The sequence below is a fragment of the Rania fehmarnensis genome (genome assembly GCF_056494185.1).
In genome coordinates, this window is the sequence record NZ_CM151398.1 from 8,383,793 (window position 1) to 8,402,771 (window position 18,979).

10 protein-coding genes are annotated in these 18,979 nt (G+C 51.8%); all 10 read left to right on the top strand.

Going from position 1 to position 18,979, the window contains the following annotated elements; translation table 11 throughout:
- Nucleotides 1-105 precede the first annotated feature (105 nt).
- The 10 genes from SH573x_RS28565 (at nt 106) to SH573x_RS28610 (ending at nt 18,973) form a co-directional block, all read left to right on the top strand.
- Nucleotides 106-1,866 (top strand): vanadium-dependent haloperoxidase, encoded by a 1,761-nt coding sequence (locus tag SH573x_RS28565; protein ID WP_479351436.1) that lies wholly within the window; start codon nt 106-108, stop codon nt 1,864-1,866.
- Nucleotides 1,867-2,085: 219 nt separating this feature from the next.
- Nucleotides 2,086-3,780 (top strand): M4 family metallopeptidase, encoded by a 1,695-nt coding sequence (locus SH573x_RS28570; RefSeq protein WP_479351437.1) that lies wholly within the window; start codon nt 2,086-2,088, stop codon nt 3,778-3,780.
- 54 nt (nt 3,781-3,834) lie between these two features.
- Nucleotides 3,835-6,588 carry a ferritin-like domain-containing protein gene (locus SH573x_RS28575; protein WP_479351438.1) on the top strand — a complete coding sequence of 918 codons (2,754 nt, stop codon included), beginning with the start codon at nt 3,835-3,837 and terminating at the stop codon, nt 6,586-6,588.
- A 42-nt stretch (nt 6,589-6,630) separates the two neighbouring features.
- Nucleotides 6,631-9,528, top strand: a complete 2,898-nt coding sequence (locus SH573x_RS28580) for an HAD family hydrolase (RefSeq protein ID WP_479351439.1) — start codon at nt 6,631-6,633, stop codon at nt 9,526-9,528.
- Between the two features lie 2 nt (nt 9,529-9,530).
- Nucleotides 9,531-10,634 (top strand): trypsin-like serine peptidase, encoded by a 1,104-nt coding sequence (locus SH573x_RS28585; RefSeq protein WP_479351440.1) that lies wholly within the window; start codon nt 9,531-9,533, stop codon nt 10,632-10,634.
- Nucleotides 10,635-10,663: 29 nt separating this feature from the next.
- Nucleotides 10,664-12,088 (top strand): hypothetical protein, encoded by a 1,425-nt coding sequence (locus SH573x_RS28590; RefSeq protein WP_479351441.1) that lies wholly within the window; start codon nt 10,664-10,666, stop codon nt 12,086-12,088.
- The gene (locus SH573x_RS28595) at nt 12,085-13,425 is read left to right on the top strand and encodes a radical SAM protein (RefSeq protein WP_479351442.1); all 1,341 of its coding nucleotides are present in this window, start codon (nt 12,085-12,087) and stop codon (nt 13,423-13,425) included. The genes SH573x_RS28590 and SH573x_RS28595 overlap by 4 nt, the downstream gene beginning before the upstream one ends.
- A gap of 9 nt (nt 13,426-13,434) precedes the next feature.
- Nucleotides 13,435-15,402 (top strand): ferritin-like domain-containing protein, encoded by a 1,968-nt coding sequence (locus SH573x_RS28600; RefSeq protein ID WP_479351443.1) that lies wholly within the window; start codon nt 13,435-13,437, stop codon nt 15,400-15,402.
- Nucleotides 15,399-16,403 (top strand): NAD(P)/FAD-dependent oxidoreductase, encoded by a 1,005-nt coding sequence (locus SH573x_RS28605; protein WP_479351444.1) that lies wholly within the window; start codon nt 15,399-15,401, stop codon nt 16,401-16,403. Before SH573x_RS28600 ends, SH573x_RS28605 begins: the two co-directional genes overlap by 4 nt.
- The gene (locus tag SH573x_RS28610) at nt 16,400-18,973 is read left to right on the top strand and encodes a 3-keto-alpha-glucoside-1,2-lyase-like domain-containing protein (protein ID WP_479351445.1); all 2,574 of its coding nucleotides are present in this window, start codon (nt 16,400-16,402) and stop codon (nt 18,971-18,973) included. The genes SH573x_RS28605 and SH573x_RS28610 overlap by 4 nt, the downstream gene beginning before the upstream one ends.
- The last annotated feature ends 6 nt before the right edge of the window (nt 18,974-18,979 follow it).

The window sequence follows — 18,979 nt, forward strand, 5'->3', positions numbered from 1 at the left end:
TGTCTTCCGTAGGCGATGGCAAGTATGGGAAATAGATTTCGGTGGTTGTTGTTCCAATTCCGCGAAAGCATTTAGCCTGTACCAATTTTTCGAAGGGTGAATTTAATGAATAATCGGAATCCTATGCGGTTGCTCGCAATCACGTGTTTCCTAAGTTCGATTTTACTAAATTCGGAAAGAGGAGAGGCACAAACTCAGCCGCCGAATTCGACTCTGGCGGACCAAACAGACCAATACGCACGTGTATATGACGCGTTCAAAGGAGTGCAGGAGCTTCGAAGCGCAGTTCCAACTGATAGCAAAGCGCGTGTTGCGCACTTAAATAACGTCCGCTCTCAGATGGCAGTGCCGGATGACATCGTACCTGGGGTAAGGTACTTGTTGCTTTGGAACCATGCAGCTTTGGACGCGAGCGCGATCGATCACAACACACTTTCAGGATCATTCGGCGAGCAGTTTGGTCCGACTCGCACTAGTCGTGCGCTCGCAATTTTCCACTTAGCGATCTTCGAAGCAATCAACACCATTTCACGCAAGCACCCCAGTTACCAAGGCATTCAGCAGACAGTCATTGAACAAGTAGGTGTACCTGAGGCGCAACTTACATCAACAACCGCATCGGTTGAGCGAGCAATCGTTGAAGCCGCTTACCAGACGCTGTCCGACCTATATCCTAAGAAATCTGCTTTCCTTATAGCCGCATACCAACAAGATCTAACGCGGTTGGGTGATATTCCTGATGCCATGGGAAATCGACCCGCAAGAATGATACTCGGCGAACTTGTCGGCGGGAACGCAGCCCGAGCAATTCTTACTAAGCGCAAGCATGATAAAGCGACTTTCGGCGAACCATCCGTCAGCGAATTCGTGTCGGACGATCCTGGGATATGGCATCAAGACCCAATAAGTAAGTTAGATCCTGCGCTGGGTGGGAATTGGCACCATGTCAAACCATTTGTCATTGCATCCGCCGACGCGTTCCGTCCAGGTGGTCCCAATCTTCCCGGGATTGCGCCACCAGCCTTCGATAGCCCCGAGTTCATTGAAGCTTACAAAGAAGTGAAGCGACTCGGCGGCGATCCCAATGCGCCCGTGAGCCAAGATCGTTGGCCTACTCCGACTGTACGAACAGGAGCTAGTGATCCCAACAGTCCCGTGCCCTCTGATATTACGAACCAAACACTTGTTGGGATATACTTTGGTTATGACGGGACAGCGCTACTGTGTGCCCCGCCTCGACTATACAACATGATCGCAACTTCGGTAGCCCTTGGAGAAAGACCAATTACGAATGTCGAAGACATGTCACAGTATCTTGCGTATATCAATGTAGCGATGGCAGATGCTGGAATTGCTGCTTGGGATGCTAAATATCATTTTCTATTCCCTCGTCCGATTACTTATATCCGTACTACGGATGCGGATGAATCGTTAGCTGGCAAGCATGATCCGCGCTGGACACCGCTTGGCGCACCGGTCACCAACGGAATCGATGTTGGCCGCAATCTGTCGCCTCCCTTTCCCGCGTACCCTTCCGGACACGCCACATTTGGTGGCGCTCTATTTAAGGCGATGACACTCTATTTTCAAGCTCAGCCAAACCCAACGACTCCATTTCCTGATGAAGGTATAGCCTTTGATTTTGTTTCTGATGAATACAACGGATTGAATCGTGGCCCGGGCGAGGCGTCCCCACGAGCGAAAACCGTCATGCACTTTGATTCTTTCAATCAAGCTCAGGACTTGAACGCCCGCAGTCGTATCTATCTTGGCATCCATTGGCAGTTCGATGCAGATCACGGAATTATTCAAGGCAATAAAATTGCCGAAGATGTTTTCGCAAAATTCGTAAAGCCCATGCCCTAATTGTTTCCTAATTCCGATCGAACTCGAATGTAGCAGACTCACTGCAAGCATCAGGTCTGAAAACTACTGCTTCCTGCCCCCAATCTTGTGTAGCAAGGTCAGGTCGCCGATCGAGTAGATGCGCGGGTTGGTCACGGTCTGTAGCGTGTCGCTGACGACGCCGGGTACGAATAGATTAGTTCGGAGCGTTTTAAGATTATCTAGATTTGGAGTTGGAGCATGGCCAAGAAGTCTGCAAAGAAACAACCTCGCGGCAATGGTATGAAGGCATTCAGTCTCCACAGTGGCGATGCCAAATCAAAGAAAGCGATGTCTGCGTTAGCGATAGAACGGTCTAATATGCCGATGTTTGCGTTTGCACCGGGAGTGACTGCCGGGGCAATGGATTCCGAGACAATTGCCCATGTATATTTGCAGCAGGCACTGGAAAGTGATGCAGTGCCTTCATTTACTTCACCAGTCGTCGAAAAAGTTGAAAGTGAGTATAAGAGTCTCGGCACTGAAACGATTCCATTGACGGGAACGACAACGGTAAAATTCCGTCAGATGTTGAACAAGATTCCTGTCTATGGCTCACTCGTCACTGTCGAACTGGACAAAAATAACGAGCTAGTCGGTATCAATGCATCGACTGGAACACCAGACAAACTCAGTCCGATTGCAAAACTTTCCGCGGCCGAAGCTTTGAAGATCGCCATTTCAAGTAAATCCAATGCTAAGCCCGATTTGGAAAACGTTGTGCCGCGACTGTGCTATTTTTATGACGTCGCCAAATCTAAGTGGCACCTTGCGTTCATACTGGAAGACGTTCCGGTCAGTCCGCGAAAGGCAACGGGAAATCCGCTCCCGGTCAAGATGGACTTCGTGATCGATGCTCACAAAGGAATAGTTATTGCAACGTTGAACCGAACCTCCACAATGGCTTCAATTACAACGACGGGAACTGATTGTTTTGGACAAATGCGAACATTTCAAGTCGAGAGCGCCTCGACGCCCCGACTGCTTAAAGACACTGCGCTGAATGTGCAGACGTACGACTTTAAAGGCAGAGATCCGGAGGTCCTGTTCAGCCGGTTGCCAGGGACCGCGATTTCCAATCCGCCATCGTTTTCCGAATCTGCAGTAAGTGCACACGCTAACGCTTCCGAAGTTTCACGGTTCATGCGCAACACCTTAATGCGCAACAATATCGATGGTGCGGGTGGCGCGATGGTGTCTACGATCAACTGCATAGTTGTCAGCCAAAGCGTGCAACGATTGGGCAAAGAATGGATCAATGCCTATTGGGATGGATCGCAAATGGTTTATGGCCTTCGCTTGGATGGCGGAAGGCCGATCTCGATGTCGGCGGCGCTGGATGTTGTCGCTCATGAAATGGAGCATGGGGTGACGGACCGATCCGCGCGATTAGAGTATCGCTTCCAGTCGGGTGCGTTGAACGAATCATACTCGGACATCATCGGAGTCATCGTCAACAATTTCTCGAAACCCGATCAAAGCACATGGACCTGGGAAATTGGGTTAGGGCTGCTTTCGAACGGGCGGCCATTCCGAAATCTGGCCAATCCTCGTGCAGAGGGGCAACCGGATCACCTGCGGGACTTTGTTGTGCTTCCTGATACGGACAATGGAGATCATGGTGGCGTACATGCAAACAGTGGTATCCACAACAAAGCCGCTCACAGCATTCTGGTAACGAAGAAATCTGGGCTATTCCTATTTACACCCCGAGAGGTTGCCATCCTGTTTCATCTCGCGCTGACTCAATTCTTGTCGCGCACATCACAGTTTTCCGACAGTCGCCGCGCCGTGGTCCAAGCGGCTCGCACATTTTTTCGCACTCTGTCAGCTCCACAATTGTCGGCACGAATCAAAGCGATTGAGAAAGCATTTACAGATGTAGGGATCGTTTGAATTGACCAACCATCAAACTGCAATCTGAAGTTAACACAACTAAGGACCTGAAACATGAACCGATTTGAAAAGGCTATTCAGATTCTTGATGACGCAGTAGGGGGACCGGCGGCGTCGGTTAGTTTTCATGGGGCGTTCTGGCGCGGGCTGAGTCGAAACGATTTCGTGATGAAGAAGATCTTCGGACTGCCGTTGGTCACTGTCGGCAACGGCGGAGACTCTAACCTGGTGAAAGCACTCAAGGGTGAGTTGCCCTTTGGAGCAGATGTGCCGGGAAGACCGGAAGCCGATTTTAATCGCATGCCTTCCGGACGGGATCCAGTTACCGACGCGGATATCGCTTTCCTCGAAAAATGGATTGATGAAGGTTGCTTAGAAGACGATTTGGCTCCTGTTGCACCGCTGACCTGGCGAAAAACAAATGCGCCCGTTGCCAGTTCACGAACGGACGATATCTGGTTCATCGATACGCTTACCGGGTGGGCCGTCAACAGCGACGGGAGTATCGTCAAGACAACGGATGGTGGTGATTCCTGGACTGTACAACTCTCGGCACCCGGCGCGTATCTTCGTTGTGTTGGGTTTGCCAACGCGAATATCGGTTGGGCTGGCACGCTGAGTCTCAATCGCAGATTGTTCCATACGACCAACGGTGGAGCGACCTGGACGCGAGTATCGCCTCTTCCAACCTTGGCACCTGTCGCGATCTGTGGCATCTCGGTGGTCAGCGACAAAATCGTCTTCGCGTCAGGGACGAATCGTCCGAATGATTTCCCTCGGATGATGAAGACTGTTGACGGTGGCGCGAATTGGACGGCATGGGACATGTCGGCCCATGCTTCAATCCTGATTGACACCTGGTTCAAGGACTCGTTGCACGGTTGGGTCGTTGGCGGAAAAGCCGACGAGCCGACACCGACGACTCGCGACAAATTAAAGCCAGTCGTTCTTGAGACAACCGATGGCGGAGCGACCTGGACGAATCGACTTGCCGGTCAAGAGGCCGATTTTCCGTTTGGTGAATGGGGTTGGAAAATTCAGTTCCTGAATGATCAGCTTGGTTTCATTTCGCTTGAGAATTTTAGTGAGGCTGCGATTCTCAAGACGACGGACGGTGGACTGACGTGGACTCGATTGAAGATCAACGACGCGCAAGGGAACGTCAATCTCGAAGGAATCGGTTTCATTAACGAACAACAAGGCTGGGTTGGCGGCTGGGGACCGGGTGGATTTGGCGGTCCTGGTCCAATGAACGCACAGGGCTACTCCAGTGCGACGATCGACGGAGGCGAGAGTTGGACCGACGCTAATGAAATCGGACGGTTCATCAATCGTTTTAGGTTCTTTGGCAATCCGGTCACGTTGGGCTACGCCTCCGGCGACACCGTTTACAAGTATTCTGCTGAACCTGTGCCGACGCCGCCCAGCAATCTTGTTGCCTCTGTCGATCCACGCCGTGCGATGCTTCCAGAGGTTCGCTTCGAGTCATCTGCGGAATTGATACCGGTCAAGATCAACGTGCCGGTTGGCTGCAAGCGATTGACGATACAGGTTTGGGATCGATTCGGAGTCGATATCGGCTGCGTGCTGGACGAGATTCGGCCCGACGCAGGTGAACGGATCTTTCAATGGGACGCGATGGATTCGGTTGGCAACCCCATCGCCGCTGGAGAGTACATTTTGCGACTGACGGTTGATGACATGTCAGCCAGCAGCATTTTGTTTCGTCGCGTTCCGCCAACGAATCCTAACGTTGTTGCATCGCCGGCCGTTAAAACGCGACTCCCGTTTGGAATCGGCAACGAACCGCGACGATTGACGCTCGTTGACCAGATGCAAAACTTTACACCCGAGCAACGCGACTTGAACTGGCTACGTGACTCATTGCAAGTTGCCATCCAGCTCGAGCTCGCGACGTTGCCGCCGTACTTGACAGCTTACTGGACGATCAAAGACGATTCTCATGTGATTAGTGAGTCGATTCGCGAAGTGTGGCGGGAAGAAATGTTGCATTTCGGTTTAGCTTGCAATCTCTTGGTCGCCATTGAAGGTTCGCCGATTGTCGCGAATGCACTAGTAGTTCCCAAATATCCCGGGCCGCTTCCAGGTGGTATCCGTCCCATTTTGAAAGAAGTCGTACTGAGGAAACTGACAACGGATCAGGCGAAAGTGTTCATGGACATCGAATATCCACAAGGTGGGCCGGTCGCATTCGTAGCTGCGGAAAGCTTTCCCACGATTGGCGAATTCTACGAAGCACTTTTGGCGACGTTTAAGGCACTCGATCCAACATTGAAGATTGACCGTCAAATAAGCGGGCGACTCGGGTTGTTCAAGATCGACAGTTTGAGCCTAGTCGAACAGGCGATTCGTTTGATCAATCTTCAGGGTGAGGGATCGAACATGTCACCCGAGGAAAACCCCGGCGACTTAGCACACTACTACCGCTTTGGCGAGATTCACCATCAGCGTCGTTTCGTTCGTGATCCCTTGACGAACAGTTGGGGATTCACCGGCGACCCATTGCCACTGCCGGATATCTGGGACATGGCGGACATTCCCGAAGGCGGCTACCAGCAAGCGGATGTGCCGGATGTTGCCACTTGGAATTTCATTCAAGTGTTTGACCAGCAGTATTCCGAAATGTTGCGATTTCTTGAGTCCACCTGGCAGAACGGGGATCTGCCGTCATTGACTAAAGCAGTCGGCCAGATGTTTAGCATGAGGGAAACTGCGTTAGAGATTCTCCAACGCCCGCTTCCCGAAGGCGCGGGTAACTATGGGCCCTGCTTCCGATACGTCAACTAAGTCGCTTGATTTCAAATTTCAATAACAACGAGGACAGACACGATGGACACCTTTGACGCTATGACCCGCACACATGACGCCAAGGGAAATGTTTGCCAGTTGAATCACATTGACGCACCCTATCGCGCTCGGAAGAATCGCGCAGTAGATCTCAACGCGGCGGCAGAATCGCGTCCGGTTTCAGTGCGCGCTATTGCCGACGAGTACATGCATGAGGTCATGCCGTTGTTCGGCCTCAAAGCTGAGATGGCGTTTGCGCTGGATGCGAATCCAACAGCGGCGAACGTCGGTGAACAACTCGTTTATGCTGACGAAAAATCGGTGATGGGTAATTCCAGAGTGACTTACAACCAAACTCTGAAAGGTATTCCCGTCTGGGAATCCGGAATCGTTGTTCAAGTGGAAGAATCGCCGATGCAAGTCATCGGTTCGCAAAGCACGGTCAAACGAGAATTGCAACTGCACGAAGTGGAATCCAACGCTGCTTTTAGTGCCACGAGGATTGACGACGTTGCAGTCAAGAAGATCTTCGGCATCGCGCAAAGCGAAAAAGTCAGTATCGTCAGCGACGTTGAAACTTTCGTTTATCAATACTTCATACGAGATCGAATCGAGATTCAGCATGAAGGTGTAAGCGGGGACGCAGGGTCAGGCATACCGTTTGTATTACCAGCCATTGCGGCGAACATTGAAGAAGGCGGCGCGTATGTTGTTTCCGCTGTTGAATTTTCACTGGAGTCGAAAGTCCATGGACTTTCATCGTGGTTGGCGCTGGTCGAACAGAACACAGGCAGCGTGTTGTTGCTTCGTTCGCTGACGGGGTGTTCATGCCGAATCACGGCACCAAATACGATGGCACTTGTTGATGACGCGCCGACAGCACTGAATGCTACAGGGACTAGTCCGTCCCCCGTCGTCTTCTTTGACATTGGCGACACATTAGGAAAACCAGTGCTAAGCGGCGGACAATTGGCGCGGGTCGATATTTTTCCTGCGGCACTTGAAGTTGTTAAAGAATTGTTTGAAAAGAGCTTTCGCGTGGGCATCATTTCCGATCCTGGCGGGCTCAATACGGACTTGATCGTCTCGCTCATGCAGGATTCCGGAATCGTCGCTTATATTGATGACGATTTGTGGGTGTGGGGTACCAAGAACGATCCATCTATTTTTGAACATGCGGCAAGTTTGGCGGGTGTTCCTGTGAGCGATTGTTTGTTCGTTGGCGAAAGCAGCTCGGAACGCGGCTTTGCGAATGCTGCCGGTTTTAAATCGGTCGATTCACCAGATAGCGTATTCTCGCTGGTAGATTCAACGGCTGCGCTGGCTTGGGTTTTCCTTAAAGATCCGCGGACAAAAACCGGATCATCCGGCCCGTTACCCAGTGCAAGCGGACCAGAACTGGATGTCCATCGCGATCTGGTTTCACTTGTCGGATTGAGTCCGCCGTTAGCGGGAACAAACCAAACGCTTTCGGGGCAATACGTCCGCTTGCAAAACGTCGAAGAGCCAAATCCGACAATTCCTTCTTCTCCCTTGCCGGGCGACTTTCGTTTCCCGGTCAATTCCAACGACTTCGGTGCCGTGAATGCTTATCACAACTGCGATCGACTGTTTCGCATCCTTGAAGATTTCGGAATCAATGTCAAAAACTATTTCGATGGTACGAGTTTTCCGGTGCGGGTGGATCATCGTGTTCGCTATGAAGATAGCAACGATGTGTTGACGGCAAACATTGTCAACGCATCAGCACCAGGTTTTCGCTTGCCGCCCCGCTCGGACGGATTTCGATTTGCACTTGCCGCCGTGAATACATCCGTTGGGATCGCCTCCGATTGGCGAGTCGTTCTGCATGAATTTGGTCACACGTTGTTGTGGGACAACGTCGGTTCAGCAAATTTCAAGTTCGCGCATAGTGCGGGCGACGCACTGGCGGCGATCTTGAACGACGTCGACAGTCGCAGTCCAAGAGGCATCACCTTTCCTTGGGTAACAATCGGACGCAGCCATCTTCGCCCGGTGTCTTCATGGGCATGGTACGGCACTCGATACAATCCATTTGGTTCGGGGGATCGGGCTGGTTATGTCGCAGAGGAGATCCTCGCTTCAACGCTATTCCGAATTTATCAAGCGGCTGGAGGCGATTCAGCGGATCGCAGCTCGCAAGAGTTTGCTGCCGCCTATGTGCCGTTCCTGATCATCAAGTCAATCGGGTTGATGTCTCCCGCGAACAATCCGCCGCGTCCAGAGGGCTACGCGGATCTGTTGATGCAAGCCGATACAGGAACGTTCAAATATCTAGGACAGAACAGAGAAATCGGAGTACTTAGAAAAGTAATTCGCTGGGCATTCGAGATGCAAGGTGCCTATCGTCAACCACCAGGTTTGGGAGAGACCCCGACGAACCAAATTGGCAACCCTCCGCAAGTGGACGTGTTTATAAATGATGGGCGTGATGGACATTACTCCTTTGTCAATTCGCTGGATTCCACGGATATTTGGAATCGGCAACAGAATGACGGCGGCACAGTGCATCAACAGCCGGTTGCGGGGCAGGAGAATTTTGCCTTCGTCCGCGTGTCCAATCGTGGCCTTTCCCAAGCGACCGACGCGGAAATTCTAGGGTTTCAATCGTCCATTCCTACCGACCAGATTTGGCCGACTGATTGGCAGCCACTCAGCGATGCATCACTGGCCGTTGCGATCTCTATTCTGCCGGGCAACTCGATCGTGGTTGGGCCGTTTCGTTGGAAACCCACATCGATGCAGCCGACGCTGCTGATGTCCGTTTCAGCCACTGGCGATCAAAGCAATTTATCGCGATTCACCATTGCCAATCCAATACCCAATCGACTCCTGGTTTCATTAGACAACAACCTTGCTCAGCGATCCCTGAGAGCGACGTCACATGCAACTCCGATAATTCCCAATCCCCTTGTTTAACAATGTTTAACGAAAGGCAAAGAAAAATGGCAAAGAAAAAAATTGAATCGTATTCCGCGGACGAATTGTTGGCTGAACTCAGGTCGCGCGAGCAGGCTCCTGACAAACGTGGTTTTGCCGCAGCGCGTTCGACCGCAAAGGAACGTGCAATGGCGGAGTTCAGTTCGGCTGAACTCGCGAAGGCGCTCCGTGAAGCACAGAAAGTTATCTATGGCGTCGATGGTCGGATGGAGGCGGTTGAGATCACAAATTCAGCAGTGCAGAAATCCGCGAGCGGTGTTGCAAGCCTGGTTGATGTGGTCGATATCGTAGACAACGGTGACGACACTTCAACGATTCGCACGATCAGTTTCGGGGACGCTCAACGTCTGTGCAGCAGCGAACGCTTTCGCAATCAGCCGACAAGTCCGTTTTGCACGGGGTTTCTTGTTGGCGAGCAACTACTGGCAACAGCGGGGCATTGTATTGACGGCAACAATCTCGCTCGGACCCGTTTCGTTTTTGGGTTTCAAATGAACGAAGATGGAACTCCTAATGTTATCATCCCCAATGATGACATCTATTCCGCGGTATCGATCGTTGCGCATCGACTTGAGAATGCAGGTGCCGATTACGCGGTCGTAATGTTAGACCGTCCCGTTACCGGGCGAGCGGTGCTGCCAATTCGGCGAACCGGAAAGATTGCAGACTCACGTCCCGTCTACGTCATTGGTCATCCATCCGGGTTGCCGTTGAAGTACGCGCCGGGAGCCATTGTTCGCGAAAATGACGCTTCAGAATTCTTTGTCGCCAACCTCGACACTTACGGAGGCAATTCGGGTTCGCCGGTGTTTGACGAGGCGACTAATGTCGTCGAAGGAATTCTGGTGAGAGGCGAAACGGATTTTGTCTTGTCCGGAACGTGCCGTGTTTCAAATGTTTGCTCCACCAAAGGTTGCCGAGGAGAAGATGTCACGCGTGCTACCGAGTTCGCTCAATTCATTCCCGAGTTCGACGAGGAGTCGGACGAGGAGTCGGGAGAGATCAACGAGCGAGTCGAAAAGCTGGAGTCTGCGGTCCAGAGTATCGCGGAAGCAATCAAGCGGATCGAAAAAAAACTTCCTTAATACCCTCTTGCGCCGCCAAGGAGCCTGCTGTGTTGAAACGTCTGTTGATTAGTCCGCCGCTGGCGATAGCGAGACTTGGATCGTCCGATACACCGTTGGAGTGTTTCCATTGGGGACCAAACGATGATCGGCCGCGAGGCACTGGTAAAACGACCATTATGCCTGGCGAAACGCTTACTATTGCCAACGACGGCACTGTGACGAGCAACACGCCGATGGTCGTTCAGTTTAAGGATGTCGATCCAGCCGACGGGACAGAACGTTTTCGTCCTGTTTGTCCATTCTTTGAATTGCATGGGGAATGGGAATCGAACGGCGAGACGGTTCAAGGTCCGCTGACACCAGCGCTTCTGCATGAGTCGGGATTTGAAGCAACGCAACTACGCTGGACTGTACAAGCCGGGAACTTGAAACCATTCCACATGACAGGAGATTTCGATTGCCGGATTGAGGCCCACGTCGAGTTGCAAGGCGATGATGTGGACCCAGTTGAACTGCGAGGCGTTTCCCCGAAAGGCTCACTTAACCCACTGGTTAAAGATGGCACTCATATTCCGCTTGGAACCGTGCGACTCACAAAGCCGACTGAAGATTTTCCCGAGTATCGTATGCGGTTCATTCCGGCGAAAGGACGGTTCTATGGGCCACCTAATCTGAAGAGTTTATGGAATGTCAATATTCCTGATGAGCAGCTGTTCCTCAATCCGGATTCGGCTTGGGTCGGATTTTTGCCTTCGCCCGATGACTCTCGCACAAATCCTGGAGGTTTGTATGCGGGTGAAGGTATTGGCAACGGAGCCAGCTTGGGAATGGTTGATGATGTTTGTGACGCGATCATCACCTGTTCGATTCCAGGTACCAATATCGTTTCGGGGATTGCTCGGGTGACGGTGTCGCCTCCAGACTATGCTCCCGATCGTCGTCACTTGATCACGATCGCGGATGCTTTGAAGGATCACACCGATCGCGAAGACGTGTCAGAGGCTGCTTATGTTACTGCTGAATCAACCGAAGCTGAGATTCAGGATTTGTTTGAGCGGATTCTGGAAACGATGGGGCTAATGAACGTTGATGTTTTCAACAACCGAGTTGACGTCCAGGAGAATCCAGCGACCGCATTTGCTCGTGGAATCCCTTACAAGCCGACCGATCACTATGCGTTTCCGCCTGAACCCACTTTGACGGGCGAATCATTTCCGCTGACTCAACGTGGACGCCAAGCGCACCGACGGATATTGTCGATCGAAATCATTCAGGACATGATACGCGAGAAACCGGGACTGATCGAACAATGGATTCGACCGCCCGGCGGCAACGACGGTTTCTTTACAAAACAAATGCCGCCTGTGATGCGAGATTCTTCCGGAGGGCCGCTCCATCTTACTCGCCGCCAATACGAACTATTGCGGAACTGGGCGAACGAGATTCGGAAAGGCGTGGAGGCAAACTCATGAACCAGCGATTATATCAGCTGCAGTCCAATCCAAGTGTCCTGCCTGTTGTGGATGCAAGTTCGGAGTATCGCCTCGTTGAATCGGCCGTTGGACTGCAATTATTCATTGCCGATGGAAGCCGTTTGTATGGGATCGATGCTCCGCTGGATGAAACGCTGCGAGAGTCACTTCACGATTCTACTGCAATGGAATCTTTGCTTGGTGCGTATCTCACCTCGGGCGAAAAACGAGCGATTGGCAGCGACATTCTTTCTCCACCTCCACTCCATTCGTTGTCACTGAACGTCGCTCAATCATGCAATATGGCGTGCAGTTATTGCTATGCCGATGAAGGACGATTCGGTGGCAAGTCAAAAATAATGGACGAAGTAGTCGCTTTCCAGGCAATCGATCGTTTGTTACTGGAGTCGGATCAAGCGGAACCGGTTCTAGTCGGATTCATGGGTGGTGAGCCATTGCTCAACCGCGAATTGGTTCACAAGGCAACTCGTTATGCGGTCGATCGCGCGGGCGCACGCGAAGTTCGTTTTTCGATGACAACCAACGGCACATTGATCACGGAAAGGGATGCCCAGTTATTTCATGAATTTCCCTTCACTGTCCAGATTAGCATCGACGGGAACCGTGAGGAGAATGATCGTGCGCGGCCGATGCGAGGTAGCGGCAGTAGTTACGATCGTATTCTTCGCTCGCTCGAAATCCTGAATGCACAAGGTCGCCCTCGTCAACTTTCAGCTCGCGTCACTGTCACGCCACTTACGCGTGATCTCCCATCCATACTTCAGCACTTGTTGAACTTGGGGTTTGATGACGTAGGCTTTGCGCCGGTCCTTGTATCTCCCAATCCAGACGCAGCGTTCTCGTCGGATGACTTCGATCGTTTTCTCGAAGAGATGAAAGCCTGCGGTCGACTGGCGATTGCGGAGTTAAAGGCGGGAAAACCGTTTCCATTTTCGAACTTGCTCACAGCTCTGAACGAGATTCATCGTGGCACACATCGACCCTATCCCTGTGGAGCAGGAGCCGCTTACTTGAGTGTCAGCGCCGAGGGCGACGTCTTTGCGTGCCATCGACTCATTGACGATCCGGATTTTGCGATGGGCAATGTAGAGAGCGGTCTCGACCAGAACGCTCGCAGTCAGCATCTTTCTCGCATGCATGTCGACAAGATGCAACCGTGCCAAAGTTGTTGGGCGCGGTACTTGTGCGGAGGTGGCTGTTATCACGAAGTCGCGCGTCGCGGCCGCCCTGGTTGCGACTATATCCGGGGTTGGATTGAATTCTGTATCGCGGCCTATGCGGAACTTTCATCCATTTCCAGCTTGGCTATTCAATAGGATTTACTCATGCCAGAGAAAATACCGTCGGCAATTGAAGTCAAAATTTTTCCGCGCAACCTTACGGCGCGAGCCGATCAGATCGTGCGCGGCAATCCGACGAACAGCCGACCGGAGAGTGGTGTACAAAATTGCTATCCCGGCCTGGAGTTCGACCTGCGCAATATCGAGCAGATTTTTCTGCGTGGACTCGCCTTCGAATATCATCGCGACGACGGAGCAATCCTAGTGCATGTCGGCGCACCAATTACGGGAGTGACCGCAGAGGAAATCAAGAATCGACCTCTGTATCTGTGGGCAATGTATGGACAGAACAAGTCGGACAAGGACGATCCTTCACTCTGGGGATTTCGTGGCCAGAGTGGCTTGGACGTGTGGGCGCGAGTTCATGATCTACTGCCGGGTCGCGTCGCCGTTTTGCTTGGGCCAAGTCCAGGGTTTTCAAGTCAGATTGGTTTACCAACGGCTCGGCGGATCCTCCAGGCGGCCTACGACGCTGGTTCGGAAGCTGGTTCTGCAAACATCGAATTCACAATGCGAAGTGATGATGACAACCAAATTGAATATATGGTGGTCTCGCAAATTCGTTCCGCTTATGTCGACCGTCAAGGTGTCATTGCACCCGACCTGTTCCCGCCTGGGGAATTGACGAAGTCCCTGTGCGCTCCTTGGATTTATGACTTTCGTGATTGCGTTTGCTTTTACTGGGCATCGAACAAACCGGATATTGTTGATAGTGAAAACGGTAAGCACTCGTTCGTGAACTTCATGCGTAAGGAGGTCGATCGGACTGAGAATCCTCCGCCGGACATAACGACTTATCGAGATCGAAAGCCTTTGGAACTCAGCTATGAAGAGATGATCGGTGGATGGTGGGAAAGATTGCCAGTCGTTCTCAATGACCGAGAGAGTACTGCGTTTTCCGTTGCTCCCACTCCGTCGTTGACAGAGTATTTGACGAAGGAACAAATCATTGCAGAGCTGACCTATCTGGCGACCGTCGAGCATGCCTTGGTTGTCGAGTATCTGTTCGCACTCTATTCAACAACTGCATCTCGTTTGCAACCCGCCGAAGACGCTGATGGAAACACGCGAACTATTTTTGCTGCCGCGAACGAGATCTTCAGGGTTGCGGTTGACGAGATGCGGCATTTTCGCTGGGTGAACGAAGTCCTTGGTTTGCTTGGTGCACCACCGTCAGTCGATCGAGCGGCGGTGATTGGTGAACCGCCTACCGTGGGAAGTGGACGCAAGATGGACATGGAACGCAAATACTTGTCAAGGCCGTTTGCGCTCAACCCGCTCAATCGCGCGACTCAGCAATGGTTTATTGACGTGGAAGCGCCCAGCCAAACGGCGAACCAGGATCTGGATGGAATGTATGTCGCGATTCTGGAGAGCATCAATTTTCAACCCAATCTGTTTCCTGAACGCTTGCGCGTGCTGCCAATTATCAAGTTGATTATTGATGAAGGACAAAGGCATTTCGAGCGATTCACTTCTGTCCAGCGGTCGCTCGCTCCGTTTGCTGAGTCGGACTATTTGCGCGACGTAGCAACCACGCCCCCGACTGCGCGCCAACAAAAGTTGCTTGACCTTTGCGATGCGTATTATCACTCGATCGAGGAGGTCATCCAAATCACATTTTCGTCGGGCAATCTTTCAGGTGGACAACTCGTGAAGGCGGCGGTACGGTCGATGGAGAATTTGCACGAAGCATCGCACATGCTTGCATCGCAGGGAGTCCTGCCACAATTCAATCGTCCCGCCGCCCCGCCTGCGACGAAGCAATTGTCGAAATCCGATTCAATGGCAATGCTCAAATCGCGCGCGGCCACCATTCACGATTCGCTTGAACAGCTTGAAGTAATCGGTACAGAGGACGAGAAATCGCTTGCGCTACGCCACATGGCAAAATCGGCGTCACTTTACCAGCAGCTTCAAGACATCGTTCGCAATGATCCGAGCGAGCCATGAAATCCCTGATGGTTCGAGGACGTGGAATTGCCGCGATTACCGCCACGTGGGTGTTGGCAGAACGCGGTTTTTCCGTAACGGTCGTTGGTCCACGCCGTAATCGAGACCTGCAAGTGGCTATCGAACCGGATACGCTGAAATTGCTCGAGGACGTTTTCGAATTACCGTTGAGTTTACTGCCCTTCGCATACCAAGTTTCGCGACGCATCATTTGCGGTTGGCATTCCTCTCCCGAGATCGTAGAAGCCGCTCCACTGTCCTTGCCAATATGTGATTTGCTAGCTTGGCTCGAACAAAAACTGTGTGATCGATTTGTAGGTCAGATTACTTGGGTTCATGAAATGTGCGAATCGCAATACGAAGGGATCGTCATTCATGCGAGTGGGCGCCAGCCAGCGGATGGACTAACTTTCGGTCGTCGTGTAGCAACGGTCGCGGAAGTCGAATTGAGTCAGTCAACCGACGCTTGCGTCATTGAAAGAACGGATTTTGGTTGGGCGTTTCTACTTCCATCGCGTGCAGAAAAAGCAAGTCTTTTCGCGTTTGCTGCCAACACAGACCAATCGCCGGACGACGCGCTCAACGTAATGCCTAAGCACGGTTTAATTAGGAAAATGGTTCTTGCTCGACAGCCCGCACAATGCTGGAGCAAGATTGCGCCTTCGCTTAGTTATCCGTTGGCAACTGAAACACGAGTGCTGGTGGGAGAAGCGGCATTTACGTTTGATCCAATCTGTGGTGACGGAGTTGGCTATGCCGCGCGTTCAGCACTGCTCGCTGCCACTGCGGTAGCCGACTTTGCGAGAGGCGAAGGTCGTGGACTTCAGTATTACGAGGCAAGACTATTGCGAACGTTTCACGCTCATCTGCTTGCTTGTTCCAAGGTCTATGCAGGATGGCATGCGGCGGGTTGGTCCAACGAGTCAGACCAAACGCGACGGGGCATCGAGTTCTTACAAAATCAAAAACTAAAACAAATTGTCGAAAGACCATTTCAATGACACTAACAAAACGAACTGACCTGCGAGATTCGAATGGAAATCTTGTTTATTTCAACAAAGACGAGCTGCCGGATGTGCAGGCGACGACGTTCTCGAAGGATTTGATGGGGCGATATGTTTGTAGCACGCTCGAAGAAGCGGTGCCGGATGAGAATCAACCGCTGGATTTCGATGTGATCGTGCTCGGTGCCGGCATGTACGGCGGATACTGCGCGTCGAAACTGCATCAGCTTACGAAGAATGAAAATACGTACGGAAAACCGAGAATCCTGGTGCTTGATGGCGGACCTTTTCTGTTACCAGAGCACGGTCAGAATATCCCAGATATCGGTGCTAACAACCCAGGCGGAACGTTAGATACATTCAGCAATGAAGCACAGCAGTCACGTGAAGTTGTTTGGGGAATCGGTTGGCGCAGTAATCAACAATACGTCGGCACCGCTTACTGTGTCGGCGGTAAGTCATTGTATTGGGGGGGCTGGTGTCCGCGATTGACAGATGCCGACCTTGAGCAGTGGCCGGAATCGGTCCGTCAGTATCTCACCGAACGACCTTTTAAAGACCCGCTGTTCAATGAAGACGTCAAAGGTGCGTACTCGGTTCTGGAATACGAGATCGGCGTGAAACCTACGGATGATTTTGTTTTTGACCCGATGAAAGATGATCCCAGTGGCACCAGCGGAGTTGGCTTGAATTTAGGTCTGAAGGCGATCTTTAAACAGGCCGCTACCAACATCAACGCAGCTACTGGAGTTGACTTCAAACTAGAATTACCTGTGTCCGCACCAATTGCGGTGCAAACACAATCTTACATCTCGGGACTTTTTTCGCTGGACAAGTACAGCAGTTTGCCCGGGCTGATTTCCGCGCGACGTGCCGAATCTGGAAAAAAGGATCAGGACGCGCGACTTGTGATCGTCCCAAATTCGCATGTCGTCCGATTGAACTTGCCAAAGCTTGTCAAGGACGGGCAGCTACTCGATGGCTCCCACTTGGATGGTCTGACCATTCATTACAACGGACGATTCGTCAATCTGAAACTCAAGCCGACAACGATGGTAGTGATCGCGTTAAGCGAAAATGAATCGACGCGATTGGCGCTGGAGTCTTTTTCGATCGCTGAGACTCGTAAACGTCCGGAACTGATGGGAGCGAATCTGTTAAACCATTTGCGGCGTGACATCACGGTCAAGATTTCACGGGCCAAGTTCAACGAGTTATTCAAAACTGCGACCGGCAGCAACGACCAGCTAGTAAAACGCCCACAAACAGCAGCACTGCACCTTCAGGCATCGAGCTCCCGCGGTCGCTTCCATTTTCAAATCGTGTCGGCAGTCAACACGGGTGGAAACCCCGACGTCATCTACAGAATGGTTCCTGATCTGGATGCGGCTCAAATGATCGCCGAGCAGGGAACCGACATGAATGCGACCGTCAATATCGCAATCCGGGGCGTTGGCGAACTACGTGGCGAACGTGATGGCAAAATCATAACGCAGCAAGACAAAAACTGGGCGAATCTCGCTTATTCCGATCAAGACGATCCGACCTTCCGACATCGCCGACTTTACACCCACTACAAGGATGAGTCAAAAAATGGCGTCTGGGCGGATATGGATCAGGTGTTTCAAAAACTCATTTCGGAGTTGGATGCGACCCAAACCAGCGATACTGGGCAACAGGGACTAGGTACAACTTGGCATGAAGCTGGAACATTATGGATGGGCGATGATCCTTTCAACTCCGTTACCGATATTAACGGCCGCTTCCACCACGTCGGCAACGTCGCTTGTGTCAGTCAAGCGATCTATCCGACCGCTGGTTCAGCCAATCCAGTCATTACCGGACTCAGTCTGGCTCGCAAAGTTGCTGAGTCAATCGCAGCACGGTTCGAGTCAACAGATCCACCGGGTCCCGCGCCCATTGCTGCAGCGAGTGTGCGACAACTTTGGCCGAACGAAAAAGCGAAATGGAAACGGAGTTTCGACCAGCAACCATTGCAACCGAACCGCGATTACTTTGAAACATCGACTTTCAGCGTGATCAATTGCGACAGCTCGCAGGCGTCACCGGGTCAGTTGCCTGTCATCTACTTTGACGAGCCATTTAAGGATTTTCGTCTAACGCTGCAGTGGATGTCGTTTATTCTGGACGGCGACGTTACTGCGAACTCCGGGATAATTCTGCGTTCACCCAAACCGGTAGTCCTCATAGATCAATCGTTTTACGACGATTCGATTGAAGTGCAGATTGACGATACCGGGTACGACTTTTTTTCCAGCCAGCGCGCATTTGCTAGTCCATTTCATCGAACGGGAGCAATCTACGGGCTCGCACCCGCGATGCATTGGGGAGCGAAGTTGCCATTCAAGCCGATGGAGAATCGCGAAGGAAGATGGAATACCTACCAGATCGAAGTCAAAGGTGCGTCGATCCGAGTCAAGCTCAATGGCGAATTAATCAGTAAAACAGACACTGTACCCGCAAGCTTGCAAAAGAGCGGTTACATAGGCTTGCAATACCACTCTGGTGTAACGCACTTCGGTAACGTGCAAATAGAAGCGCTCTAAACAAAT

What these genes read in the sequence shown, in the direction of transcription:
- SH573x_RS28595 (WP_479351442.1), top strand. Translation starts at nt 12,085, where the DNA reads ATGAACCAGCGATTATATCAGCTGCAGTCCAATCCAAGTGTCCTGCCT.
- SH573x_RS28565 (WP_479351436.1), top strand. Translation starts at nt 106, where the DNA reads ATGAATAATCGGAATCCTATGCGGTTGCTCGCAATCACGTGTTTCCTA.
- SH573x_RS28600 (WP_479351443.1), top strand. Translation starts at nt 13,435, where the DNA reads ATGCCAGAGAAAATACCGTCGGCAATTGAAGTCAAAATTTTTCCGCGC.
- SH573x_RS28585 (WP_479351440.1), top strand. Translation starts at nt 9,531, where the DNA reads ATGTTTAACGAAAGGCAAAGAAAAATGGCAAAGAAAAAAATTGAATCG.
- SH573x_RS28570 (WP_479351437.1), top strand. Translation starts at nt 2,086, where the DNA reads ATGGCCAAGAAGTCTGCAAAGAAACAACCTCGCGGCAATGGTATGAAG.
- SH573x_RS28610 (WP_479351445.1), top strand. Translation starts at nt 16,400, where the DNA reads ATGACACTAACAAAACGAACTGACCTGCGAGATTCGAATGGAAATCTT.
- SH573x_RS28575 (WP_479351438.1), top strand. Translation starts at nt 3,835, where the DNA reads ATGAACCGATTTGAAAAGGCTATTCAGATTCTTGATGACGCAGTAGGG.
- SH573x_RS28605 (WP_479351444.1), top strand. Translation starts at nt 15,399, where the DNA reads ATGAAATCCCTGATGGTTCGAGGACGTGGAATTGCCGCGATTACCGCC.
- SH573x_RS28580 (WP_479351439.1), top strand. Translation starts at nt 6,631, where the DNA reads ATGGACACCTTTGACGCTATGACCCGCACACATGACGCCAAGGGAAAT.